Below are 26,137 nucleotides of genomic sequence, written 5' to 3'. Positions count from 1 at the left end.
CGGATTAAGCGGTACCACCAACGGTGATTTTATCCAGCTTCAGCGTTGGCTGGCCGACGCCCACTGGCACGCTCTGGCCCTCTTTGCCGCACACGCCGACGCCTTTATCCAGCGCCAGGTCGTTGCCGACCATCGAAATCTGCTGCATCGCTTCAATGCCAGAGCCAATCAGCGTTGCACCTTTCACCGGTGTGGTCACTTTACCGTTCTCGATCAGATAGGCTTCTGAGGTGGAGAACACGAACTTGCCGGAGGTGATATCAACCTGACCGCCGCCAAAGTTCGGCGCATAGATGCCGTATTCCACGCTTTCGATGATATCCTGCGGCGTTGATTTACCCGCCAGCATATAGGTGTTGGTCATACGCGGCATGGGCAGGTGCGCATAGGACTCACGGCGACCGTTACCGGTTGGATTAACGCCCATCAGGCGCGCATTCAACTTGTCCTGCATGTAGCCTTTCAGCACGCCATTTTCAATCAGCATGTTGTACTGGCCCGGTACACCTTCATCATCAACCGCCAATGAACCGCGCAGACCTTCAATAGTGCCATCATCAACCACGGTACAGAGTTCTGAAGCCACCAGCTGGCCCATTTTGCCGCTGAATACCGATGTCGCGCGACGGTTAAAATCCCCTTCCAGGCCATGTCCAACCGCTTCGTGCAGCAGCACGCCCGGCCAGCCCGCGCCCAACACCACTGGCAACATACCGGCTGGCGCCGCAACGGCAGACAGATTCACCAGCGCCATACGTACCGCTTCACGCGCCCAGGCATCGGCACGCACATCACCGTTTTCATCGGCGAGGAAGAATTCATAACCGGTACGCGCACCGCCGCCGCTCGAGCCGCGCTCACGCTTGCCCTGGTCTTCCACCTGTACGCTGATGGAAAGACGCACCAGCGGACGGATATCCGCCGCCAGCGTGCCATCAGTGGCGGCCACCAGCACTTGTTCGTAAACGCCGCTCAGGCTGGCATTCACTTCCTGCACGCGCGGATCGGCAGCGCGCGCCACTTGATCAACACGATGTAGCAGGGCGATTTTGTCTTCGCGCGTCAGGCTATCCAGTGGGTTCACTGGCGCATATAGCGAACGGTTCAGTACCGCCGACAACGTATGCGCTTTGCCATTGCCTTGCTCACGCACGATGCTGCGCGCCGCTTCAGATGACTGACGCAGTGCATTCAGGGAGATTTGGTCGGCATAGGCAAAACCGGTTTTCTCACCGCTCACGGCACGCACGCCAACGCCCTGATCGATGTGGTAAGAACCATCTTTGATAATTTTGTCTTCCAGCACCCAGGATTCGTGGAAACTGGACTGGAAATAGAGATCGGCATAATCCAGACGACGTTCTGAAAGCTGCCCTAACAGGGAATAAAGGTCCTGCTGATTAATGCTGTTCGCAGTTAGCAACTGCTCACTTACCAGATTCAGAGTCATCGTTTCTCACTCATTATGTGCTCGGATAGTCATAGCCTGAGGCAATTACCCGACGGCGTCAAATTCACTTCTTCTCGTCTTCGCGCGGTTTGCGCAGTACTTCGTTGATTTCCGGCTTATCCAGCGGCCCGCTGATGTGGTAACGCAGCAGTGAAATCTTGTTCCACAGCGGCCCCAATACTTTACTGGCGGCAAACACCGCGGCGCCAACCACCGGGTTGATGACGAAGGCGGTTGCCACACCGACCGAAGCGGAGATTTCCGGTGCGACCACCGCTTCCATATCAATCTGACGCTTCACTAAATCAATGTTGCCCTTCATGGCGATATCCGCTTCCAGACCATCCACCAGCAGGTTATCGGTGCGCATCACGCCGTTTTCAATCCACGCGGTGCCGTTGATGGAATCAAAATAGAAGCCGTCGTTAAAGGTATCGCTGAAATCGAAACGCAGCTTACGCAGCAAGGCATCGAAGCTAAACAGACGCAGCAGCTGCCCGGCGCGACCGGTATTCACATCGGCGATCTGTCCTTTGCCAAAGTGGGTTTTCAGCGTGCCGCTCAGCGTCTGTTCCGAAGGCTGCCAGGGTGCAGAACGCCAATGCAGGTCGTAATCGAGTTTAAACGGTGCATCGCGCAGCGGCGTGTTCATGCCGAACCAGTTGGCGGCGTCATTGATATTCTCGCCGCTCAGGCTGCCCTTCAACGAGGTGCGCTGATTGCCGGGTTTATTCACCCATTCGCCCGCCACATTGAGCTTCGAGCTGCCGGAGTCGATTGACCCGTTAGTAAGTGCTAACGTATCTCCCTGTGGCTGCAGCTTCGCCTGCATGTGGCCAAACTTCTGCCCACGCAGCCAGCACTCATCGCAATTAAGCTGCAATGCGGGCCAGCTACTGAAATTGATGTTGCTGCTGCCACCGCTAAACGGCGAGGATTTATCGTCGTTTTTGTCGGCCCATTCAGGATTGTAATAAAGATAGCTTAGGTCGATCTGCCAGGGGGTATGCTGCGCCGTCTGCAAACTACCGCGTGCTTCACGGCTCTCCAGCTGCAAACGCGTGTTGCCACTTGGGCCCTGAGTAACGGTGGCATTAACGTCATGCCATTGCTGACCGCCGAGCGTCAACGCTGGCGTGCGGATAATGAAATCGCCCGGCAGCAGCGCGCCGCCCACTTCAGGTTCGCCCTGCGCGTTGCGTGAGCCGCCCGAACCAGCCAGCATTCCCATCCAGGCTTCACCATCCAGCGCAGGAAGATTCAGCTCCATGCCACGTTTTTCCGGCAGTTTCGGCGTCGTTTTCGCATCGTTCAACCAGATACCGCGATCAACGCGCAGCTGTGGCTCCAGAATCCAGCGACTGTTGAAACGATGCTGGTCGCGCACGCTGCCGCTCAAGGTAAAGCCTTTTAAATCACCGTTGGCGTTGATGGTAATCGGCATCGCTTCACCGGCTGGTTTATCCAGCGGCGCAGGTAAGTGACTGCTTACTGTTTTGCCATCGCCTTTCAGTTCAACCTTGTAACTCGCGCCACCTTTATGCGGCAACGTAATATCGACATTCCCCTGCCACGGCAAACTTCCGCCCAGTTGGCGAGCCATCGCTTGCGGCAGCATTTTCAGTTTACCTGGCTGCCAATCCCCCAGCAGCTTAACGTTAACGCCGAAATCGTCTGGATTTTCCTGAGTACTAAAGCTAACGCCCGTCGGCTGACCGAACCAGTTCGCCTGCATCTCTTCACTTTCCAGATTACCGTTGTTGTAACGGAACCGGCCGGTGAGGTTATTGAGCGTGGTATTTAAAGGCTTGATGTGCAGAGTGTTGTTGTTCATCACCACATTGCCGCTGGCGTGCACCTGTTCGCCATCCAGCGGGATGTCGAGATTCAGCGAGCCGCGCACATTGCCGCCTATCTGCAACTGCTCCAGCGCTGCGCCGAGTGTCGGTTTCAGCGGGGTTTGCTCGAAATAGTCAGCGATCTGTTTGCCTTCACCGCTGATATCGCCATCAACGATCAGCTTCTCTTTCAGGTAATCCGGAATTACCGCGCTAACGTTACGTGCATCCACTTCGCCGAGTTTGGTCTTCTCCGCCTTCATCCACAAACCGTTGTTGAGGAAGTCGAGATTGATGTCGAGGTTTTCCAATGCCGGCCAGCCGGGCTGGAACTGGAAGGTGGAGTTGCGCAGCGGCACCCAGACTTCAAACATGCCGTCATTGTGCTTGAACGGGAACAGCGAGGGATCGCCGGCAAACAGCAGCGTGGCGTTATCCACCTGCCCGCCTTTAATCGCATCACTAAGATAGTGCGTGAGATCGTGCCCCATCAGCTGTTGTGGGAAATAGCGCCAGGCATCGCCGGCATCGGTGACGCGAATCCCGGCGAGAATATCAAGGCGCGGCGCCTTGCCAGGATTTTGCTGGTAGCGGAAATCACCGTGCGCCCACAGCGAACGCGCCTGCACATCAAGCTGATGTCCATCCAGCGTCAAGCCATTGGCATCGCGCAGCCAGTTAAGCTGACCGGTGATCTGCTTAATCTGCAGCGGCGCCTGGAACATATCACCGTACGGCACTTCGGCCTGGCCCATCGCCACATCCAGCAAGCCGTTGTTCAAGCTGCCGCTGGCGCTACCGCTGAGGTTACTGATGCCCGGCAGCAGTTCCCACTGTTGCCAGGCGAGATCGCGCCATTTCGCCTGCAGGCGCGTCTGGTCTGGCTGCTGCAGTGGAATATCCAGCGCCAGCGCGTCGATGTGGCCACGCGGTTGCAGCGAACGCCAGTTGTCCAGCAGGGTCGGTGAAAGCGGGGCAAACAGCGGAAGGATCGGCGCCAGACGTTCTAAATCAAGTTGCGTAGCACGTACGCGTACTTCCGGCGCACTGTTGGCACCGAGCATTTGCTTATCTTCCGGTTTCCACAGCAGTGAAAAATGTCCCGGCGCCCATGCGATGCCGTCGGTGCTCAAACGGGTTTGCGGTACGGTAAGGCTCCAGCCGTTCTGGAAACGCGACATATGTGCAGTTAAACCATCGACCTGCAGCTGATGATCGCCCTGCTCGCCGCGCCAGCGCGCCCCGCCTTTCCGCAGCAGCAGATCGCCGGCGTAGACGTCGCCATCGCGCAAATTCACCCATGCGGCGAGGCTGAAACGCGCGCTTTCGAGGCTGGTATTATCGCGTAGCCATGGGCCAATCCACGGCCGCACATCAACATCATCGGCCTGCATCCAGATGCGACCATCGCTAAGCAAGCCGTTGTTATCGTTGAGATCGAGCCGTACCTGCACCACGCCATGCTGCCCGGTAAAGCTGGAGAGGCTCACTTCACCTTCGGCGCGGTGACGGGTATTTTCGTTTAACCAGGTGAGGCGTGGAATCGCCAGTTCGGCGTGTTGGCCGGACGGCGTAAGAAAGCGAATGCTGCTATCACGCAAATCGAAGTGGTCGAACTGACGCAAAAATAGATCGTTGATTTGTGCTGGTTTGAAGCTGTTTTTCTGTTCGTCGCTGGTGAGCAACGGGTGATTGGTTTCGAGGCGCAGTTGCCAGAAGGTGAGATCGCGGAATTGCCAGCGCCAGTGCAACAGCGATTGCCAGACGTTGAGCGCCAGATTGACGCGGCCGATGGTCAGTTGACCATCCTCCTGCATCGAAACGTTAAGGTTGCGCACCTGCAGCGTGGGGCCAAAATTCTCCCATTTACCCTGCAGTTCGCTGGCGTCCACTGTGACACCGCTGACGCGCGAGATCGTCTGCAGAATATCGCTGCGATAATGGTTGAGGTGCGGCATCACGAGGCGCAACCCGCTGACCAGCAGCGCCACAATAACGATGATTGCGGCGAGCAGCAGTAACAAAATCCTCGGCAACCGCCTCACACACCTCTCCTTGCTGTCCGTTGGCTTACGGAGCTGAACCTCACGATCACATCATGACGACGTCAAACTGCTCTTGGGTATAGAGCGGCTCAACATGAACTTTGACCTGTTTGCCGACGAAGATCTCCACTTCCGCCAGCGCATGTGACTCTTCACCCTTCAGGGCATCGCCCACTGCAGGTGAAACGTACACCAGGAAGCGGTCGGAATCGTAGGCGTGATGCACGCGCACAATTTCACGCATGATCTCATAACAGACGGTTTCAACCGTTTTTAACGTGCCGCGCCCTTTGCACACCGGGCAATCGGCACACAGCACATGCTCAATACTTTCACGCGTACGTTTACGCGTCATTTCCACCAAACCCAGCGCCGAGAATCCGTTAATGCCGGTTTTCACCCGATCTTTGCTCAGCGCACTTTCCAGCGAATGCAGCACGCGGCGACGGTGTTCATCATTACTCATGTCGATGAAATCAATAATGATAATGCCGCCGAGATTGCGCAGCCGCAGCTGACGCGCGATAGCTTGCGTCGCTTCGATATTGGTATTGAAAATAGTTTCGTCGAGGTTGCGGTGTCCGACAAACGCGCCAGTGTTGATATCTACCGTGGTCATCGCTTCGGTTTGATCGATGATCAAATAGCCGCCGGACTTCAGCTCCACCTTGCGCTCCAGCGAGCGCTGGATTTCGTTCTCAACATCGAACAGATCAAAAATCGGCTGTTTGCCGCTGTACAGTTCCAGCTTGCTGGCCATTTCCGGAATATATTCACTGGTGAATTCCACCAGCAAATCGCAGGTCAGGCGCGAGTCCACGCGAATGCGATCCAGCGCCGCGCCAGCGAAATCACGCAGCACGCGCTGTGCTAACGCCAGCTCACCGTACAGCAGGCAGCGCGTCTGATTGCGCTTTTTACGTTCGCTGACTTTGGTCCACAAACGCTTGAGGAAAGCAGCATCCTGCGCCAGCTCTTCAGAACCAATACCTTCTGCGGCGGTACGAATAATAAAACCACCGAGATCGTCACAGTAAGCTGCAACCACCGCTTTCAGGCGTTCACGCTCCGCTTCACTCTCAATACGCTGTGATACGCCAACGTGCGAGGCGCCCGGCATAAACACCAGATAGCGCGAAGGTAAAGTAATGTCGGTGGTAAGGCGCGCGCCTTTGGTGCCCAACGGATCTTTTACCACCTGCACCATCAAATCCTGGCCAGGACGCACCAGTTCACCGATGTCGCGCACCACAAAATTTTTCTTCTCATCACCCGCCACGCATTCGGTGTGCGGCATGATGTCAGAGGCGTGCAGGAAGGCGGCTTTATCCATGCCGATATCGACAAAGGCCGCCTGCATGCCCGGCAAGACGCGACTGACGCGTCCTTTATAGATATTGCCCACAATGCCGCGTCGTGCTTCGCGCTCAATGTGGATTTCCTGCAGAATGCCGCCATCAATATAAGCAACACGCGTTTCCGAAGGTGTCACATTTACCAGCAGTTCAGCCGTCATCTTGTCCCCTTAACGCGCGCAGTGACTGAAAATGACTCAGCAGCTCGCCGGTCTCAACCAGCGGCAATCCCACTACAGCGTGATAGCTTCCATTAATCTTGCGGACAAAATTGCCGCCAAGGCCCTGAATTCCGTACGCGCCGGCTTTATCCATCGGCTCGCCGCTGGCGATATAGTGCGAAATTTCTTGCGCCGACATCTTGCGGAATGTCACGTCGGTGGTCACCAGGCAATCCAGCTCGCGCTGCGTATCGGCCAGTGCCACGGCGGTCATCACCTGATGAGTTTGTCCAGACAGCTTGCTCAGCATCTCGGCGGCGTGGGCGGCATCGCACGGTTTTTCCAGTACTTCACCGTTTAGTACCACAATGGTATCGGCACCGAGAACCGGCAGATCCTGTGGTGCTACCGCGACTCCCGCGCGCGCCTTATCAGATGCCAGACGACGCACGTAGGCTTCAGCCGCTTCTTCTGGCTGGCGCTGCTCTTCTACGTGGGTTATCAGGCGTTCAAATTGCAGACCAAGCTGCGTTAACAGCTCACGGCGACGCGGTGAACCAGACGCGAGGTACAGGCTAATCATAGTATTCCTTACTGAACAGCGAATTGACGGCGAATCTTTCTCATCAATAAGAATAGCCAGGGCCAAAGGATGCCGTCGACCACGCTACTCCAGAAGATCTCTGGCCGGAAAGAGACGTTGATCACCAGGAATTCTGCCCAGAAAACAATCACATCCACCGCAAGGGACAGCACCATAACCATTAATGCCTGCTGCCACAACGCTAAGTTTCGGAATAACTGAAATTTAAAGGCCACCAGATACGCGATGATGCTGAACGCCAGAGCACGCACGCCCAGCGTTGAACCTGCCACCAGATCCATAATCGCACCCAGGAAGAAACCCGTGCCGACATTCACCCGATGCGGTAGCGCCAGCACCCAGTAAATGAGGATCAGCAATAGCCATGAAGGCCGGAACATAAAGATTTGTTCCGGCCAGGGCATGATTTGCAGGATGAGGGCAATCAGAAAGGACAGCCAGATAACCCATCGGCCCTGGCTGCGATATCGACTCAAGGCTGGCCTCCGCGTGTGTTCGCAGAATTCCCTTGCGAACGACTGCTGTTAGCCGGCTGCGGCGGCCCCATTTGCTGCGCGGGTTGCATCATGTCCGGTGCCGGCGGGCCCATTTCGCCTGCTGGCGGCAGAACCTGCGGCATCATCTGCATCAGACGTTCATTGGCAACGCGATGTACTTCATCTGGCGCCATCGGCGTTTCGCCATTGCGATCCGCGCCCCACAACAACAGCAAATAGCGCAGACGCTGCAGACCTGCAGCCGGACGCGCCTGAATCACCGTGTAAGCACGCTGCGTATCGACTTTAACCGAGGAGACCACGCCGACCGGATAACCTTCCGGGAAACGTCCGCCAAGGCCGGAAGTCACCAGCACATCGCCCACGCGAATATCCGTATTGCCCGGCAGATGCTCAAGCTGCAGATCTTCGCTACAACCGTTGCCAGCCGCAATCACACGAATATCATTACGCAGAACCTGAATTGGCAACGCATGCGAGGCATCGCAAATCAACAAGACGCGGCTGGTCACCTGACCGACCGCAACGACCTGCCCTACCACACCTTTATCGCTAATCACCGGCTGGCCTTCGTAAACACCGTTTACGCTGCCTTTATCGATAACCACCTGGTCGGTATAAGGATCGGTTCCGGTTGAAATAACCTGAGTCACCATCTTGTGCTCATCCTGGCGCAGCGGCGAGCCGAGCAGTTCACGCAGACGCGCGTTTTCCTGCTTATATTGCCCCAGCATCAGCAAGTCGCTGTTCTTCAGGAAGAGCTCACGGCGCAGTGCTTTATTTTCCAGCTCCAGCTGCTGACGTGATGCCAGCGTTTCGGAAACGCCATCAAGCAGCTGTCTTGGGCCGTTGGCCAAAAAGTAAAATGGACTGACCGACGTGTCCAGGTAGTTGCGGATCTGGGAAAAGGAGCTCACGCGGCTATCAGCGATAATAATCGCGATAGCTACGATGACTGCCAGAAAGAGGCGCAACTGCAGGGAAGGTCCCCTGCTAAAAATCGGCTTCATAAATTCTGCGTGTTCCTCGACATCAGGGAAGAAGCGTTAGCCTAAATCGCCAACGCCTCCAGGGCTGGACGCATCTCGCCGTGGTGCGCAGGAGCAGCAGCGTCAGCATATATCCCTCGTCCTTCAAACTTCAGATGCGTTTGAATGACTTTGGGTATAGGCGCTATTCCCTGCGCAATTTGACCAGGGCCTCAGCCGGTGAGGAGTTACTCCTCGCTGAACAAATCGCCGCCATGCATGTCGATCATTTCCAACGCTTTACCACCACCGCGCGCTACGCAAGTCAGCGGATCTTCTGCGACAACCACCGGAATTCCGGTCTCTTCCATCAACAGACGATCGAGGTTACGCAGCAAGGCGCCACCACCGGTCAGTACCATACCGCGCTCGGAGATGTCAGAAGCCAGTTCCGGCGGGCACTGTTCCAGCGCAACCATCACCGCACTCACGATGCCGGTCAGCGGTTCCTGCAGCGCTTCAAGAATCTCATTGGAGTTCAGCGTAAATCCACGCGGAACACCCTCAGCCAGATTACGACCGCGCACTTCAATCTCGTGCACTTCGTCACCCGGGTAGGCAGAGCCAATGCCATGCTTGATACGTTCAGCCGTTGCTTCACCGATCAGTGAACCGTAGTTGCGGCGCACATAATTAATGATAGCTTCATCGAAGCGGTCACCACCAATACGTACAGAAGAAGAGTAAACCACGCCGTTCAGCGAGATCACCGCCACTTCAGTGGTACCACCACCAATATCAACCACCATTGAACCGGTCGCTTCTGAAACCGGCAAGCCAGCACCAATCGCTGCGGCCATAGGTTCTTCGATCAGGAAGACTTCACGTGCGCCTGCGCCCTGCGCAGATTCACGGATGGCACGACGCTCAACTTGGGTCGCACCTACCGGTACGCAGACCAGCACACGTGGGCTTGGACGCATAAAGCTGTTGCTGTGCACTTGTTTGATAAAGTGCTGGAGCATTTTTTCAGTAACGAAGAAGTCAGCGATAACGCCATCTTTCATAGGACGGATAGCAGCGATGTTGCCCGGCGTACGGCCAAGCATCTGCTTAGCGTCATGACCGACAGCCGCTACGCTCTTTGGGGAGCCGGCACGATCCTGACGAATGGCAACCACAGAAGGCTCGTTCAACACGATGCCTTGTCCTTTTACGTAAATCAGGGTATTCGCGGTACCCAGGTCAATGGACAAGTCATTGGAAAACATGCCACGAAATTTTTTAAACATACTAAGGGATAATCCTGCAAGCTGGGGGCGGAAAATAAAATCCGCCTACTTTACCAACCACGCGAAGCCGCTACAAGGCGCAAAAACGTTCTGCTTCGGTGAAAAAATACGCTGAATAATTTTTTGGCCTGATAGTCTCGCCTTACGCCGCTGTTAAATGGCGTTAACACGCCGTTTTAACCTAAATTTACCCGGCGTTAACGGGGCAATTTCGACATAAAATCTAACATTTCCAGCCGCCAGGATCGCGCGCTCCGGCACAAATAAGTTAAAAACAGACCTCAGCCTGCTTTTCTCGAGCTGAAGGTTTAAATTCGATAACGTTGTGAGTGTTTCTTCACATTACTATTGACCGGCAACGATGGCGCAAAGAAATCGCCCTGCCCGCCCGAAACACCCAATCCCGACAGCGTTTGCCACTCTGCGCGAGTGCGCACGCCCGCGGCAAAAACCTGCGTCGAGGAAGATTTACATACTTCCAGCAAACTCTGCACAAACAGCTGATTTTCAGTACGTCGTTCAATATTTCGCACTAAACCCGGCGCAAGCTTGATCACCTCAATCGGGAATTGCTTGATGTAAGCGCTGCTCACCACCGTCAAACCCGCCTGATCCACCGCAATGCGGCAGCCAAATGTAGTTAACATATGGAAAACCGGCTCTAAACGGTTGAGGTGTTGACAAACGTCAGCCTCGGCAAGTTCAAATAAAAAACGTTTTCTTTGCGATTTGCTGCACTGCAGCAGCAGTTTCTGCAGCCAACGCTGGAAGGGCCGCTGCAGCAGGGAATCAATATTCACCGGTAGTGCCAGCGTTTCATCCGGCCACACTTCAGACAGCGCGGCGATACGTGTTACAAGCTGGCGATCCCAGCTATCCGTCATGCCAAGCTGTAACACTAAGGGCATGAATTCCGCCGAAACCACTTCTTTATCGCCATCGAACACCCGCGCCAGCACTTCACGATGATGGACTTTCCCATCCAGCAGCACCGCCGGTTTTTGGTACAAACGCGGGCCGCCGCGGTTCAGGGTATTCTCGAGCAATGTACGCCAGCGCACGCTGCCACGTCCCATATCGAGCGTATTACCTTCGCCAACCGACCAGCTATTGCCGCCCTGCAAAGCTGCGCGGCGCGTTGCCATCTCGACATTTTCCATCACCTGCGACACGCTTTGTCCGCTGCGCCACGCGCTGATGCCGATGTGAATCAGGTCATCGCGATCGACCATGCGCATTGGCGGTAGCGAATCGACGGCATTAATCAACTGATCGGCTATGCTGTTGGCTTCTTTTAAGGTGCGGTGCGGTAGCAGTACAGCGAAATCACTGCGGAAATAACGCGCCAGCAAAGCACCCGGATAGCGCAGCACAAAGGTCGATAACATATTAATCAGGTCAAACAGATACTCTTCCACCAGCGTCGGACCGAGCGTTTCGTGCAGCGTGTCGAGATCGGGTAGACGCACCATCATGACTACGCCGTGCGTACCGACATCCTCCTGATCCTCCAGCAACGTCGCGAGCTGGTTATCGAAGAACAAGCGATTATTCAGACCGGTGCGTGAATCCTGTGCGGCAAAGGCACGAATTAAGGTATCGATGCGTAAACGCTGCTCACCCGCTTCGCGTAAATCTCCCAGCAGCGTATCGATTGCGCGGCTGGCTTTTGGCGGCCACTCAGCGGCATTGTCGCTGTGCGGAACGCGTTCACCCGCCAAAATACGATCGGCACGCGCTTCTAACTGTTCCATATTCTGCCAGCGGCGATTAAGCCAGCGATGGGTCATCACCAGCAGCGCGGACATGATGGCCACGACGGTGAGCAGCACGATCAGCGTATAAGCCCCCGTAAAGGAACGAAACCAGGTTTTAGCGGGATCGAGTACCACTACGCGCAGCTCAAGCCCTGGCGAGTGCGTCAGCGGCAAATCGAACTGAACGAAGCGATTGGGCTCATCTTCTAACATTGGATTTTCGTGGCGGGCTAAACTGAACACTACCGTATCGCCGTTGATCAATTGCATTTGTTCGGCGTTGACCACGGGCATCATGCGCGTCAGCCACTGCGTCATCTCCTGCGGCGATTGTGTAGCAAGCGCTTTATCCACTTCGGTTGCCAGCGTTTGCATCCGTATTTCCACCCGCTGCTGCGACAGCCAGATAAAACTAAAAACGCAGCCAACCAGCATTAATAACATTGCCAGTAAGCTTAAAAAGGTAATAAACGCAGAAAATTTAGTTGTTAATCGCATCCCTGTGCCTGCATCACTGCGGTTATGAACGGTGTTAATCCGTCGACGCCAGTTTTAGCATTGGCGCAAACCTGAGCAAAATAGCACATATCATGGTGTGATTCAGCGCCAGACTGACATCAAAATCGCACCCTGCAAAACTTAATAAGCGCTACGGCGCGAGTATAGCGTCAAACGATGATCGCCCGACTTTGACGTGGGCTTTTTCGTCCTATTCTCAAAAGGAGGATTTGGCCAGGAAATTTCACATTTTTTCCGCCAGGTTCGCGCCCGAAGCTGAAGTTGCGCATGCTAACGCTAATTTACTATTTACAGGAGCACGTCATGAACCTGAAGCACTTGCTGACAGAAGCCGACGTCACGCCAGAAAGCGTCTTTAATATGCGCCGCCGCCAGGTGTTGAAAGCGTTAGGATTAGGCGCAGCCGCAGCCAGCTTGCCGGGCACGGCGCAGGCCGATGTACTGAGCTGGTTTAAAGGCAATAACCGCCCACCTGCGCCTGCAGGCAGAGAGTTAGATTTCACTAAACCGGCCGAATGGCAGGCGGATTTGCCGCTTACGCCCTTTGATAAGGTTTCCGGCTACAACAACTTCTATGAATTTGGTCTGGATAAAGCCGATCCTGCAGCCAACGCCGGAACGCTGAAAACCGATCCATGGCAGTTGCGCATTGAGGGCGAAGTCGCCAAACCAATGACGCTGGATATGGATGACATCTTCAAGCGTTTTGCGATGGAACAGCGCATTTATCGCATGCGCTGCGTCGAAGCCTGGTCGATGGTCATTCCATGGGTTGGTTTTGAACTGAACAAGCTACTGAAGCTGGTGGAACCCACCAGCAATGCGCGCTATGTCGCATTCGAAACGCTGTACGCGCCAGACCAAATGCCGGGTCAGAAAGATCGTTTTATCGGCGGTGGGCTGGATTATCCCTACGTTGAAGGTTTGCGTCTTGATGAAGCGATGCATCCGCTGACGCTGCTGAGTACCGGCGTGTATGGCAAAGCGCTGCCACCCCAAAATGGCGCGCCTATTCGCCTGACAGTGCCGTGGAAATACGGCTTTAAAGGCATTAAATCGATTGTGAAAATCACCCTGACGCACGATCGCCCGCCAACCACCTGGAGCCAGATCGCCGCCAATGAGTACGGCTTCTACGCCAACGTGAACCCACATGTGAATCATCCGCGTTGGTCGCAGGCCACCGAACGTTTCATCGGTGCGGGCGGCATTCTTAAGGTGGATCGCCAACCTACGCTGCTGTTTAACGGCTACGCCAAAGAAGTGGCTTCACTGTATCGTGGCCTGGATTTACGGGAGAACTATTGAGTGCGCCTCTCTTTACGCCACATCACCGGCCTAAAAGTCGTGATGCATCTGGCGGCTTTCCTGCCGTTCGTCTATCTCTTTATGGCGGCGAGCCAGGGTTGGCTCAGCGCCGATCCGGCGAAAGATATCCAGCATTTTACCGGCAGAATGGCGCTAAAGTTGCTGTTAGCCACGCTGCTGGTCACTCCGCTGACCCGCTATCTTAAACAGCCGCTGCTGATTCGTACCCGCCGCCTGCTCGGCGTATGGTGTTTCGCCTGGGCGAGCTTGCATCTCACCAGCTATTATCTGCTGGAGCTAGGTTACGATCATCTCGGTTTACTGGGCAGTGAGATCATTTCGCGTCCTTATCTGTTACTGGGAATGATCAGCTGGATCACTCTTTGCGCTCTCGCCATCACCTCATTCCAGCGTATGCAGCGCAAACTGGGCCGTCGCTGGCAAACGCTGCACAATGGCATCTATCTTGTGGCGATCCTCGCGCCAATTCACTATTTATGGTCAGTGAAAGTGCTGTCACCGCAGCCCGTGATCTACGCCGTACTGGCGATTGGGCTGTTAGCGTGCCGTTACAATAAGTTGCGTAAACTTCTGCAGAGATAATCCCCGCAAGGTTGTGTTCCTCCCGCGAGATCTGTTAAAACGTGTGGCCTTCGGGCCACATCCGATCAACTTCGCAGATAAGACCAGTATTTTGCTGCGAATGGCGACGAAACGGATATAATGCCCGGCTTTATTGCAAGCCACGTCTTCTTTTTCATCCGCAAGGGTGACAAATGCAAGACGTCGCGGTATTTTACGCGATGCCTTACTGATTGCAGGAGATAGCAGCAAGATGGCGCACAAATTTCACATACTGCTTTTGAACGGTCCCAATCTGAATTTACTGGGAACGCGCGAGCCTGATAAATATGGTCACACCACGCTGGCGCAAATTGTCGGCGATCTGACGCAACAGGCCGATCAGCACCATGTGAAATTGAGTCATTTGCAATCGAACGCAGAGTTTCAGTTGATTGACCGTATTCACGAAGCCCGCGGCAATGTGGATTACATCATCATCAATCCTGCTGCGTTCACGCATACCAGCGTTGCACTGCGTGATGCCCTGTTGGCGGTTAGCATTCCTTTTATAGAGGTGCATCTCTCAAATGTGCATGCACGCGAGCCGTTCCGACATCACTCCTATCTTTCCGATGTATCTGCCGGCGTCATCTGTGGACTTGGCGCTGATGGATACTCTTGGGCTTTACAAACGGCAGTAAAACGCCTGTCACATTCCAATTAAACAGAGTACGGAACCACACTCATGGATATTCGTAAAATTAAGAAACTGATCGAACTGGTTGAAGAGTCTGGCATCTCCGAGCTGGAAATCTCCGAGGGCGAAGAGTCCGTTCGTATCAGCCGTTCACCTGCAAATGCCGGCTACCCGATGATGCAGCAGGCGTACGCTGCACCAATGATGCAGCAGCCTGCGCTGGCGACCGCCGTTGCTCCTGCGGCACCGGTTGCAGCAGAAGCCGCTAAACCAGAAATCAGTGGCCACATCGTGCGTTCACCGATGGTTGGCACCTTCTATCGCACCCCAAGCCCGGACGCGAAAGCCTTCATTGAAGTCGGCCAGAAAGTGAACGCCGGCGACACGCTGTGCATCGTTGAAGCAATGAAAATGATGAACCAGATCGAAGCCGACAAATCCGGCGTTGTGAAGGCAATCCTGGTCGAAAGCGGCCAACCGGTTGAATTTGACGAGCCGCTGGTCATCATCGAATAACGAGGCGAAGCATGCTGGATAAAATTGTCATTGCTAACCGTGGTGAGATCGCGCTGCGCATTCTGCGTGCCTGTAAAGAGCTGGGTATCAAGACTGTTGCTGTGCACTCCACCGCGGACCGTGACCTGAAGCACGTGCTGCTGGCGGACGAAACTGTCTGCATCGGCCCGCCACCTTCGGTCAAAAGCTATCTGAACATCCCGGCACTGATTTCCGCCGCCGAAATTACCGGCGCGGTTGCCATCCACCCGGGTTACGGCTTCCTCTCTGAGAACGCCGATTTCGCCGAGCAGGTTGAGCGCTCAGGCTTTATCTTCATCGGCCCGAAAGCCGACACCATTCGCCTGATGGGCGACAAAGTGTCAGCTATCACCGCCATGAAGAAAGCCGGCGTGCCAACCGTACCAGGCTCTGACGGCTCGCTGACCGACGACATGGAAAAAAACCGTGCCTTCGCCAAGCGCATCGGTTATCCGGTGATCATTAAAGCCTCCGGCGGCGGCGGCGGTCGCGGTATGCGCGTCGTGCGCAGCGACAAGGATCTTGAGCAATCCATCAACATGACGAAAGCGGAAGCCAAAGCGGCTTTCAACAACGACATGGTGTACATGGAGAAATACCTCGAGAACCCACGCCACATCGAGATTCAGGTACTGGCCGATGGCCAGGGTAATGCCATCTATCTGGCCGAACGTGACTGCTCTATGCAGCGACGTCACCAGAAAGTTGTCGAAGAAGCACCAGCGCCAGGCATCACGCCGGAACTGCGTCGCTACATCGGCGAGCGCTGCTCCAAAGCCTGTATCGACATTGGCTATCGCGGTGCGGGTACCTTCGAGTTCCTGTACGAAAACGGTGAGTTCTACTTCATCGAGATGAACACCCGTATTCAAGTTGAGCATCCGGTAACCGAGATGATCACCGGCGTGGATCTGATCAAAGAGCAGTTGCGCATCGCTGCTGGTCAGCCGCTGTCAATTAAACAGGAAGACGTGATTATTCGCGGCCATGCGGTGGAATGCCGTATCAACGCCGAAGATCCTAACACCTTCCTGCCAAGCCCGGGCAAGATCACTCGTTTCCACGCGCCAGGCGGTTTTGGCGTGCGTTGGGAATCGCATATCTATGCCGGTTACAGCGTGCCACCTTACTACGATTCCATGATTGGTAAGCTGATTACCTATGGCGAAAATCGTGACGTGGCAATCTCGCGCATGAAGAATGCGCTGGCGGAACTGATCATTGATGGCATCAAGACCAACATTGAGCTGCAGATGAAAATCATGTCCGACGAAAACTTCCAGCAAGGTGGGACTAACATCCACTATCTGGAGAAGAAACTCGGCCTGCAAGAGAAGTAATTGCAGCGCAGAGCAAAACAGAGGCCGGTTAACTCCGGCCTTTTTCATTTTTGTTGCCTTTGAGGTTACATAATGGATTGGCGTTTTTTGCAAGCAAACAAAGAGGCGCGTTGGTCATTTTATCTGACGCTGGCCTACCTCGCCGTATGGGGACTTTCTGCCTGGCTGGGCGGCAATGAAATCGGCTTGTTTGGCTTACCACGCTGGTTTGAGCTTTCTTGTGTGTTCGCGCCGCTGCTGTTTATTGTGTTGTGCTGGCTGATGGTGCGCGTGCTATTCCGCGACATGTCGCTGGAGGATAACGATGGACTCTGAAATCATTCTTCCGCTATTAGCCTACCTGGTGCTGATTGCCGCGTTGTCGGTGTTTGCCATGCGCAAACAGCGTCAGGGCAACTTCCTCAGTGAATACTTCCTTGGGAGCCGTTCGATGGGCGGCTTTGTGCTGGCCATGACCATCACCACTACCTATATCAGCGCCAGCTCGTTTATTGGCGGCCCTGGTGCGGCCTATAAATATGGCCTCGGATGGGTGCTGCTGGCGATGATTCAGGTACCGGCCGTCTGGCTCTCCCTGGGCGTGTTAGGGAAGAAATTCGCGATTCTGGCGCGCCGCTACAATGCCGTCACGCTTAACGATATGTTGTATGGACGCTATGGCAGCACGCTGCTGATCTGGCTCTCCAGCATTAGTCTGTTAGTTGCCTTTATCGGTGCCATGACCGTGCAGTTCATCGGCGGCGCGCGCCTGCTTGAGACGGCTGCGGGCATTCCTTACGATACCGGCCTGCTGATTTTCGGCGGCACCATCGCGCTCTACACCGCTTTCGGCGGCTTCCGCGCCAGCGTGTTAAACGACGCCATGCAAGGGCTGGTGATGCTGATCGGCACTTTCTTACTGCTGTTCGCGGTGATCCACCATGCCGGCGGATTGGCGTCTGCGGTGAGCAAATTGCACACTATCGATCCGCAGCTGACGTCACCGGAAGGTGTGGGTAATGTCATTAACCCCACCTTCCTGAGCTCCTTTGCGGTGCTGGTGTGTTTTGGCGTGATTGGCCTGCCGCATACCGCCGTGCGCTGTATTTCGTATAAAGACAGCAAAGCCATGCATCGCGGTATCGTGCTCGGCACTATCGTCGTGGTGATTCTGATGTTCGGCATGCATCTGGCCGGCGCGCTAGGACGGGTCATCCTGCCGGATCTGACCATTCCCGATCGTGTGATTCCCACGTTGATGATCACGGTATTACCGCCGATGGCGGCGGGCGTATTTCTTGCGGCACCCATGGCGGCCATTATGTCGACCATTAACGCGCAGCTGCTGCAATCCTCCGCTACGCTGATCAAAGATCTCTATCTGCGTATCGCGCCGCAGCACAGTGAAAATGAGGCGCGCCTGCGCATGCTGTCGGGCACCATCACCTTCGTGCTCGGCGTGTTGCTGCTGCTAGCCGCGTGGAATCCACCCGACATGATTATCTGGTTAAACCTGCTGGCCTTTGGTGGTCTGGAAGCCGTATTCCTGTGGCCGCTGGTGTTGGGTTTATATTGGGAACGTGCCAATTCTACCGGCGCAATCAGCGGCATGCTGGTCGGCGCCGGATGCTATACGCTGCTGGCCAGCCTGAATATTGAATGGTGGGGATTCCACCCGATCGTTCCGTCATTGACCTTAAGCCTGCTGGCCTTCCTGGTAGGCAATCTGTTTGGTCGCACGCCTGCAACGCAGGCTGCGACACTGGAATAAAGAGAAACGCGATGCCTTGGATTCAAATCAAAATTAATAGCACCGGCGCCAATGCCGAAACCCTAAGCGATGCGCTGATGGATGTGGGTGCCGTGTCGGTGACTTTCCAGGATACCCACGACAATCCGGTTTATGAGCCGCTGCCCGGTGAAACGCTTTTATGGGGCGATACCGACGTGATTGGCCTGTTTGACGCCGAAACCGAGATGCGCGACGTGGTAGCAGAGCTCAGCCAGCATCCTCTGCTGGGATCGGCTTTTCGCCATAAGATCGAACAGATCGAGGATAAAGATTGGGAGCGCGAATGGATGGATAACTTCCATCCGATGCGTTTCGGCGAGCGTCTATGGATCTGTCCAAGCTGGCGCGACGTGCCCGATCCACACGCCGTTAACGTGATGCTGGATCCAGGCCTCGCGTTCGGTACGGGCACCCATCCCACCACATCGCTGTGCTTGACCTGGCTCGACGGGCTGGATCTGCAGGGTAAAACGGTGATCGACTTTGGCTGTGGATCCGGCATTCTCGCCATCGCCGCGCTGAAACTGGGTGCCGCACAAGCCATCGGTATTGATATCGATCCCCAGGCGATTCAGGCTAGCCGTGATAACGCCGAACGTAATGGCGTGTCCGAGCGCTTAGCGCTGTATCTGCCGCACCAGCAGCCGGAAAACCTGCAGGCAGATGTGGTGGTCGCCAACATTCTTGCAGGCCCGCTGCGCGAACTGGCGCCACTGATTAGCGTGCTGCCTAAAGCCGGTGGCCATCTTGGGCTATCGGGCGTGTTAGCGAGCCAGGCGGAAGGTGTGTGTGAAGCCTACGTAGATCGTTTCGACTTAGATCCGGTAGCTGAGAAAGAAGAGTGGTGCCGTATTACAGGCGTGCGTCGCTAACTCACCGACCGGCCAGCGGTGGTTGGCCGGTTCGGCGCTTTCAGGTAATAACCGAAAGGCATAATTTTCGTTCGCGATTATTGCTTGATAAAGTTAATCAGGACTTTCAGCTTAAGCTCAATTAGTACATTTAATAATCATATTGCCGTCATTTCTCTGGCTAATTACCAGATGTAGCGGTTTTTATGTTGTGATTTAGCTCATGTTTTGAGAAAAATTTTTGTACACAATTTCATCATATTTTTTTAATTAACTGAATTATAAAGAATATTATCCATCACCCACACCTTTGAGCCATTTCCCCTGTTGTTTAACGGCGAATTGTTCAAAGTTTGGCCTTTCATCTTCTTTAAAAAATGCGTAATATACGCCGCCTTGCGAACAGTTAGGGTCACTTCTTTTTCATGCGCATTGGACATCATCAGCTACGTAATCGACTCATTGCTGCGCCTATGGCCGGAGTATCCGATAAGCCATTTCGCACCCTGTGTTATGAGAACGGCGCCGGTATGACTGTCTCCGAGATGCTGTCATCTAACCCGGAAGTTTGGGCCAGTGACAAATCCCGTTTGCGTATGGTGCATAGTGACGAGCCTGGTATTCGTGCCGTGCAAATTGCCGGTTGCGATCCTGATGAGATGGCTGCTGCCGCGCGCATTAATGTGGCGTCTGGCGCGCAGGTTATCGATATCAACATGGGCTGCCCGGCCAAAAAAGTGAATCGTAAGATGGCAGGTTCTGCGCTGCTGCAACATCCGCAACTGGTGGAGTCGATTCTCACCGCGGTCGTTAACGCAGTTGATGTACCGGTTACGCTGAAGATTCGCACCGGCTGGGACAAAGAAAATCGTAATTGTGTAGAGATTGCCCAATTGGCTGAACGCTGTGGCATTCAGGCTCTCACCATTCATGGCCGCACGCGCGCCTGTTTGTTTGAGGGGTTTGCTGAATACGATAGCATTCGGACAGTTAAGCAGAGTGTTTCCATTCCGATTATCGCGAATGGCGACATTACTGACCCGCATAAAGCCAGAGCGGTGCTCGACTATACCGGAGCCGATGCTCTTATGGTTGGCCGTGCCGCTCAGGGAAGACCGTGGATCTTCCGGGAAATCCAGCATTATCTGGACACAGGGGAGCTGCTGGCACCGAAGCCGCTGGCTGAAGTGAAGCAAATGCTGATTGGACATATACGGGAGCTGCACGACTTTTACGGTCAGCGCAAAGGATACCGTATTGCCCGAAAACACGTTTCCTGGTATTTGCAGGAAAGTGCTCCTGATGACCAGTTTCGGCGCACATTCAACGCCATAGAGGATGCCAGCGAACAGCTGGAGGCGTTGGAGGCATACTTCGAAAATCTTGCGTAAACGAAATAAAGAGCTGAAAGAACTATGTTCGAACAACGCGTAAATTCTGACGTACTCACCGTTTCTACCGTTAACTCTCAGGATCAGGTGACTCAAAAGCCACTGCGTGATTCGGTTAAACAGTCACTGAAGAACTATTTTGCTCAACTGAACGGTCAGGATGTTAGTGACCTGTATGAGCTGGTATTGGCAGAAGTCGAGCAGCCTCTGTTGGACATGGTGATGCAGTACACCCGTGGCAACCAGACCCGTGCAGCTCTGATGATGGGTATCAACCGCGGTACCCTGCGTAAGAAGCTGAAAAAATACGGCATGAACTAATTCGTTCGTTGCTGCGATAACGCCAGCCCTGCGGCTGGCGTTTTTGTTTTTATGCTTTTAGTTCCGTAGCGGTAGCAACGCATGAAACAATTGTCGCGATAATGGTAACGATAGTTGCAATTGCATCAGTGATATTTAGCCCTTCTCAGCACCTTATTCTCTTTCTTCAGTTACTCAGATATTAATCCATCCACCCGACCTCAAGCCGCTATCTCTGTGATCATCAACCGCTTCAGCCGTAAGTGTGCAAAGTCATACATCTACTCGTGAGCGTTAGCTCACACTGCTTCCATATAGTGAAACTTTTTGCACTATTTGTGATCGTGTCGTCTCGTCATGCTGCCTTTTGGTGCGCCATATTAGCCAGAATCTTCTGAGTGCTTCAGTTTATTAAAAGATCTTTCCAGAGAATTCAGGATTCTGCAAACCTGGCATCAGGTTTGCAGAGTTGTGGATGGCTAACCACCACAGACATAAAAAAGTGCACATTAAAGTGCACGCAAACATAACAACACACGATATCGCCACACAGGATGCTTTATGAAAAAGATGATGCTTTCCACTCTGGTCGCTGCAGCCTCGCTGTTAGCTGTTGCTCAACAAGCGCACGCCGGCACCACATTGGATGCCATTAAGAAGAAAGGTTTTGTACAGTGCGGCATCAGCGATGGCCTGCCAGGCTTCTCTTATGCTGACTCCAACGGCAAATTCACGGGTATCGACGTGGATGTTTGCCGCGCTGCCGCTGCTGCTGTATTTGGCGACGCAACCAAAGTGAAATACACCCCGCTCACCGCTAAAGAGCGCTTCACCGCGTTGCAGTCGGGCGAAGTGGACATCCTGTCACGCAACACCACCTGGACGTCGTCGCGCGATGGCGGCATGGGCTTCCTGTTTGCTGGCGTGAACTATTACGACGGCATCGGCTTCCTGACTCACCAGAAAGCCGGTTTAAAAAGCGCTAAAGAGCTGGATGGCGCCACCGTATGTATTCAGGCCGGTACCGATACCGAGCTGAACGTGGCTGACTACTTTAAGACCCATAAAATGCAGTACACGCCAGTGACCTTTGACCGTTCTGACGAATCCGCCAAGGCACTCGACAGCGGTCGTTGTGACACCCTCGCTTCTGACCAATCACAGCTGTATGCGCTGCGCATTAAGCTCGGCAAACCAGATGAGTTCATCGTGCTGCCGGAAGTGATCTCCAAAGAGCCGCTGGGCCCGGTAGTACGCCGCGGTGATGATGATTGGTTCACCATCGTCAAATGGTCACTGTACGCCATGCTGAATGCGGAAGAGATGGGTATCAGCTCTAAAAATGTCGATGACATGGTGGCGAAGCCAACTACACCGGATATGGCACATCTGCTGGGCGCGGAAGGTGACTTCGGTAAAGACCTGAAGCTCGATAACAAATGGGCTTACAACATCATCAAACAAGTGGGTAACTATCAGGAAGTGTTCGACCGTAACGTCGGTAAAGATAGCGCGCTGAAAATCAAACGCGGCCAGAATGCGCTCTGGAACCAGGGCGGCATCCAGTACGCTCCACCAGTGCGTTAATTTCGTCCTGCCAGTCGGGCACCGCATCCTGCGGTGCCCACGCGTAATCTTCACTGAGGTTTTAACATGTCGCAACGCCCAACCGTAAAGAGGGATTTTTCGTTCGGTAATCCTACGGTTCGCGCCTGGCTTTACCAGATCGTCGCGATTGTTGCCGTGCTTGCTGTGGTGGGATATTTAATCCATAACACCGTAATCAACCTGGCCAATCGTGGCATCACGTCCGGATTCGGGTTTCTTGATCGCAGTGCCGGCTTCGGCATTGTCCAGCACCTGATCGATTACACCGAAGGAGACACCTACGCGCGCGTGTTTATGGTGGGGTTAACCAACACCTTGCTGGTTTCTGCGCTCTGTATTGTGTTTGCCTCAATTCTTGGCTTTGCTATCGGTCTGGCGCGTTTGTCAGAAAACTGGCTGCTGCGTAAGCTCTCAACTATTTATATTGAGACCTTCCGTAATATCCCGCCGCTGCTGCAAATCTTCTTTTGGTACTTTGCGGTGCTGCGTAACCTGCCCGGGCCGCGTCAGGCGCTGAACGCCTTTGATCTGGCGTTTGTCAGTAATCGTGGCTTATATATCCCTTGGCCGGAATATGCGCCGGGTACCTGGCCCTTTGTGATTGCACTGGCTATTGCGGTGCTCGGCTGCTTGGCGTTATTTCGTTATAACCGCAAGCATCAGCTAAAAACTGGCCAGCTGCGCCGCACCTGGCCCGCTGCGGTAGGGCTGGTAATTTTGCTGCCGCTGATTGCCCATACCTTGTTTGGTGCTGCTATGCACTGGGATGTGCCGGAGCTGCGTGGATTTAACTTCCGCGGTGGTTTCGTGATGATTCCTGAGCTCGCTGCCTTAACGCTAGCGCTGTCGGTCTATACCTCATCGTTTATCGCTGAAGTGATTCGCTCGGGTATTCAATCAGTACCGCATGGTCAAAGTGAGGCTGCACGTTCGCTCGGTTTACCTAATCCAGTGACGATGCGTCAGGTGATTATTCCGCAGGCGATGCGTGTGATTATTCCGCCACTCACCAGTCAGTATCTCAATATCGTGAAAAACTCCTCCCTGGCGGCAGCTATCGGTTATCCAGACATGGTCTCGCTATTTGCCGGCACCGTGCTGAATCAAACCGGCCAGGCGATAGAAACCATCGCGATCACCATGGCGGTCTACCTGATTATCAGTCTGCTCATTTCACTGCTGATGAACCTCTACAATCGCAAAATTGCGCTGGTTGAGCGTTAAGAGAACGGGATCATTATGTCTGTTACCACACACGAAACACCGCCGATCCCAACCAATCCACTCAGTAAGGCTTGGCTATGGGCACGAAAAAATTTGTTTTCCAGCTGGCTGAACACACTCCTGACGTTGTTCAGCATCTGGCTGATTTGGAACGTGATCCCACCGGCATTGAACTGGCTGGTTTTTCAAGCCAACTGGATTGGCGACACGCGCGCAGACTGCACTAAAGAAGGCGCTTGTTGGGTGTTCATCCATGCGCGCTTTGGCCAGTTTATGTATGGGCTCTATCCGCATGAGTTGCGCTGGCGCATCAATCTTTCGCTAATCATCGGTTTACTCTCCATTATCCCGATGTTTATCAAAGCGATGCCACGCCGTGGCCGTTATATCGCCTGTTGGGCTGTGGTATATCCGATCGTAGTTTGGTTCCTGATGTACGGCGGATACTTCGGTTTAGAGCGTGTTGAAACTCGCCAATGGGGCGGTCTGACGTTAACGCTGATTATCGCTTCAGTGGGGATTGCCGGCGCACTGCCGCTGGGCATTCTGCTGGCGTTAGGACGCCGTTCAGACATGCCGGTGGTGCGTACGCTATCGGTCATCTTCATTGAGTTCTGGCGCGGCGTGCCGCTGATTACCGTGCTGTTTATGTCGTCAGTCATGCTGCCGCTGTTTATGGCAGAAGGTACCACCATCGACAAGCTGGTGCGGGCGCTGGTCGGCGTAATCCTATTCCAGTCGGCTTATGTCGCGGAAGTGGTGCGCGGCGGTTTGCAGGCACTGCCGAAAGGTCAATACGAAGCAGCCGAGTCGCTGTCATTGGGATATTGGAAAACACAGGCGCTAGTGATTTTACCGCAGGCGCTCAAGCTCACCATTCCCGGCCTGGTGAACACCATTATTGCGCTGTTTAAAGATACCAGCCTGGTGATCATCATCGGCTTATTCGATCTCTTCAGTAGCGTGCAGCAAGCCACCGTTGACCCAACTTGGTTGGGTATGTCGACAGAAGGCTATGTTTTTGCTGCCATGGTTTACTGGATTTTCTGTTTTAGCATGTCGCGCTATAGCCAGTATCTGGAGAAGCGTTTTCACACCGGGCGTGCATCGCACTGAGGTTTAACATGACACAAACTATGACTAATGCGGCTGATGCCATGATGATTACACTTGAAAACGTGAATAAATGGTATGGCCAATTCCACGTACTGAAAGACATCAATTTAAAGGTGAAACCACGCGAGCGTATCGTACTGTGCGGCCCATCGGGTTCCGGTAAATCCACTACTATTCGCTGCATCAACCATCTGGAAGAGCATCAGCAAGGGCGCATCGTGGTTGATGGCATTCATCTTAATCACGATGTGCGCAATATTGAGCGTGTACGTACTGAAGTAGGCATGGTATTCCAGCATTTCAATCTTTTCCCGCATCTTACCGTACTGCAAAACTGTACGCTGGCGCCGATTTGGGTGCGTAAAATGCCGAAGAAAGAAGCGGAAGAGTTAGCTATGCATTACTTGCAGCGAGTGCGGATTGCTGAACATGCGCATAAGTTTCCTGGCCAACTTTCTGGTGGCCAGCAGCAGCGCGTGGCGATCGCCCGTTCACTCTGTATGAAGCCGAAAATTATGCTGTTTGATGAGCCGACATCAGCGCTCGACCCAGAGATGGTAAAGGAAGTGCTCGATACGATGATTGGCCTGGCAGAAGATGGCATGACCATGCTGTGCGTAACCCATGAAATGGGTTTTGCGCGCACCGTGGCGGATCGCGTGATCTTTATGGACCGCGGTGAAATAGTCGAAGAGGCGCCGCCGCAGGAGTTCTTCGCTAATCCGAGATCAGAACGTACGCGAGCCTTCCTTTCGCAAGTTATTCACTAATATTCAGTCAGTTATGTTGGAAATGGCCTCTGCTTTACCGCAGAGGCTTTTTTATATCTTTAATTTGAAACGCGCAAAGGGCTTCTTTTGGATGGCAGCTTAAGGGTTTGCGCATACAAAAAAGCCCTGAACTTTCGTTCAGGGCTTCTATGTTTGATGCCTGGCAGTTCCCTA

At 54.0% G+C, this 26,137-nt stretch carries 22 protein-coding genes; 14 read left to right on the top strand and 8 right to left on the bottom strand.

Translation table 11 applies throughout. From position 1 onward, the window contains the following. Positions 1-4: 4 nt before the first annotated feature. The 8 genes from tldD to csrD all read right to left on the bottom strand — a co-directional run bounded on the left by tldD (position 5) and on the right by csrD (position 12,465). The gene (gene tldD, locus PMI17_RS19830) at positions 5-1,450 is read right to left on the bottom strand and encodes a metalloprotease TldD (protein WP_007891982.1); all 1,446 of its coding nucleotides are present in this window, start codon (positions 1,448-1,450) and stop codon (positions 5-7) included. Between the two features lie 64 nt (positions 1,451-1,514). Continuing rightward, the gene (yhdP, locus tag PMI17_RS19825; RefSeq protein WP_007891981.1) at positions 1,515-5,333 is read right to left on the bottom strand and encodes an AsmA2 domain-containing protein YhdP; all 3,819 of its coding nucleotides are present in this window, start codon (positions 5,331-5,333) and stop codon (positions 1,515-1,517) included. 46 nt (positions 5,334-5,379) lie between these two features. Next, the gene (gene rng, locus PMI17_RS19820; protein WP_007891980.1) at positions 5,380-6,849 is read right to left on the bottom strand and encodes a ribonuclease G; all 1,470 of its coding nucleotides are present in this window, start codon (positions 6,847-6,849) and stop codon (positions 5,380-5,382) included. Continuing rightward, positions 6,839-7,432, bottom strand: coding sequence for a nucleoside triphosphate pyrophosphatase (locus PMI17_RS19815; RefSeq protein ID WP_007891979.1), 594 nt, complete (start codon positions 7,430-7,432; stop codon positions 6,839-6,841). Before PMI17_RS19815 ends, rng begins: the two co-directional genes overlap by 11 nt. A gap of 8 nt (positions 7,433-7,440) precedes the next feature. Continuing rightward, positions 7,441-7,929, bottom strand: coding sequence for a rod shape-determining protein MreD (gene mreD, locus PMI17_RS19810; RefSeq protein WP_007891978.1), 489 nt, complete (start codon positions 7,927-7,929; stop codon positions 7,441-7,443). Continuing rightward, entirely contained in the window at positions 7,926-8,960 is a 1,035-nt protein-coding gene (gene mreC, locus PMI17_RS19805; protein WP_007891977.1) for a rod shape-determining protein MreC, read from the bottom strand. Before mreC ends, mreD begins: the two co-directional genes overlap by 4 nt. Before the next feature lie 206 nt (positions 8,961-9,166). Further along, the gene (gene mreB / locus PMI17_RS19800) at positions 9,167-10,210 is read right to left on the bottom strand and encodes a rod shape-determining protein MreB (RefSeq protein WP_007891976.1); all 1,044 of its coding nucleotides are present in this window, start codon (positions 10,208-10,210) and stop codon (positions 9,167-9,169) included. Between the two features lie 308 nt (positions 10,211-10,518). Further along, positions 10,519-12,465 carry an RNase E specificity factor CsrD gene (csrD, locus tag PMI17_RS19795; protein ID WP_007891975.1) on the bottom strand — a complete coding sequence of 649 codons (1,947 nt, stop codon included), beginning with the start codon at positions 12,463-12,465 and terminating at the stop codon, positions 10,519-10,521. A 324-nt stretch (positions 12,466-12,789) separates the two neighbouring features. On the opposite strand from csrD, the gene msrP reads away from it, so the two are divergent. The 14 genes from msrP (at position 12,790) to PMI17_RS19725 (ending at position 25,963) form a co-directional block, all read left to right on the top strand. Beyond that, the gene (gene msrP, locus PMI17_RS19790; protein ID WP_007891974.1) at positions 12,790-13,794 is read left to right on the top strand and encodes a protein-methionine-sulfoxide reductase catalytic subunit MsrP; all 1,005 of its coding nucleotides are present in this window, start codon (positions 12,790-12,792) and stop codon (positions 13,792-13,794) included. Further along, a complete protein-coding gene (msrQ, locus tag PMI17_RS19785; protein ID WP_007891973.1) occupies positions 13,795-14,397 on the top strand; it encodes a protein-methionine-sulfoxide reductase heme-binding subunit MsrQ in 603 nt (200 codons plus the stop codon). Positions 14,398-14,629: 232 nt separating this feature from the next. Beyond that, a complete protein-coding gene (aroQ, locus tag PMI17_RS19780; protein WP_007891972.1) occupies positions 14,630-15,082 on the top strand; it encodes a type II 3-dehydroquinate dehydratase in 453 nt (150 codons plus the stop codon). Positions 15,083-15,103: 21 nt separating this feature from the next. Further along, a complete protein-coding gene (accB, locus tag PMI17_RS19775) occupies positions 15,104-15,571 on the top strand; it encodes an acetyl-CoA carboxylase biotin carboxyl carrier protein (RefSeq protein ID WP_007891968.1) in 468 nt (155 codons plus the stop codon). Positions 15,572-15,582: 11 nt separating this feature from the next. After that, positions 15,583-16,932: an acetyl-CoA carboxylase biotin carboxylase subunit gene (accC, locus tag PMI17_RS19770; RefSeq protein ID WP_007891966.1), complete on the top strand. Its 1,350-nt coding sequence runs from the start codon at positions 15,583-15,585 to the stop codon at positions 16,930-16,932. A 72-nt stretch (positions 16,933-17,004) separates the two neighbouring features. Then, complete coding sequence (locus tag PMI17_RS19765; protein WP_007891964.1) at positions 17,005-17,247, top strand: YhdT family protein; 243 nt, start codon at positions 17,005-17,007, stop codon at positions 17,245-17,247. Further along, on the top strand, positions 17,237-18,682 hold the full coding sequence (panF, locus tag PMI17_RS19760) for a sodium/pantothenate symporter (RefSeq protein WP_007891962.1): 1,446 nt from the start codon (positions 17,237-17,239) through the stop codon (positions 18,680-18,682). Before PMI17_RS19765 ends, panF begins: the two co-directional genes overlap by 11 nt. An 11-nt stretch (positions 18,683-18,693) precedes the next feature. Next, a complete protein-coding gene (gene prmA / locus PMI17_RS19755; protein ID WP_007891959.1) occupies positions 18,694-19,575 on the top strand; it encodes a 50S ribosomal protein L11 methyltransferase in 882 nt (293 codons plus the stop codon). 404 nt (positions 19,576-19,979) lie between these two features. Continuing rightward, the gene (dusB, locus tag PMI17_RS19750) at positions 19,980-20,945 is read left to right on the top strand and encodes a tRNA dihydrouridine synthase DusB (protein WP_007891958.1); all 966 of its coding nucleotides are present in this window, start codon (positions 19,980-19,982) and stop codon (positions 20,943-20,945) included. Between the two features lie 24 nt (positions 20,946-20,969). After that, on the top strand, positions 20,970-21,266 hold the full coding sequence (gene fis / locus PMI17_RS19745; RefSeq protein ID WP_007891954.1) for a DNA-binding transcriptional regulator Fis: 297 nt from the start codon (positions 20,970-20,972) through the stop codon (positions 21,264-21,266). A 540-nt stretch (positions 21,267-21,806) separates the two neighbouring features. After that, positions 21,807-22,832 carry an amino acid ABC transporter substrate-binding protein gene (locus PMI17_RS19740; protein ID WP_007891952.1) on the top strand — a complete coding sequence of 342 codons (1,026 nt, stop codon included), beginning with the start codon at positions 21,807-21,809 and terminating at the stop codon, positions 22,830-22,832. A gap of 66 nt (positions 22,833-22,898) precedes the next feature. Continuing rightward, positions 22,899-24,077, top strand: coding sequence for an amino acid ABC transporter permease (locus tag PMI17_RS19735; protein WP_007891950.1), 1,179 nt, complete (start codon positions 22,899-22,901; stop codon positions 24,075-24,077). A gap of 15 nt (positions 24,078-24,092) precedes the next feature. Continuing rightward, positions 24,093-25,193: an amino acid ABC transporter permease gene (locus PMI17_RS19730; RefSeq protein WP_007891949.1), complete on the top strand. Its 1,101-nt coding sequence runs from the start codon at positions 24,093-24,095 to the stop codon at positions 25,191-25,193. A gap of 8 nt (positions 25,194-25,201) precedes the next feature. Further along, positions 25,202-25,963: an amino acid ABC transporter ATP-binding protein gene (locus PMI17_RS19725; protein ID WP_007891947.1), complete on the top strand. Its 762-nt coding sequence runs from the start codon at positions 25,202-25,204 to the stop codon at positions 25,961-25,963. Positions 25,964-26,137 lie beyond the last annotated feature (174 nt).

Origin of the sequence: Pantoea sp. GM01, from assembly GCF_000282675.1 — a bacterium.
Lineage (GTDB): Bacteria > Pseudomonadota > Gammaproteobacteria > Enterobacterales > Enterobacteriaceae > Pantoea > Pantoea nemavictus.
This window is presented reverse-complemented; position numbering and strand designations above follow the sequence as displayed.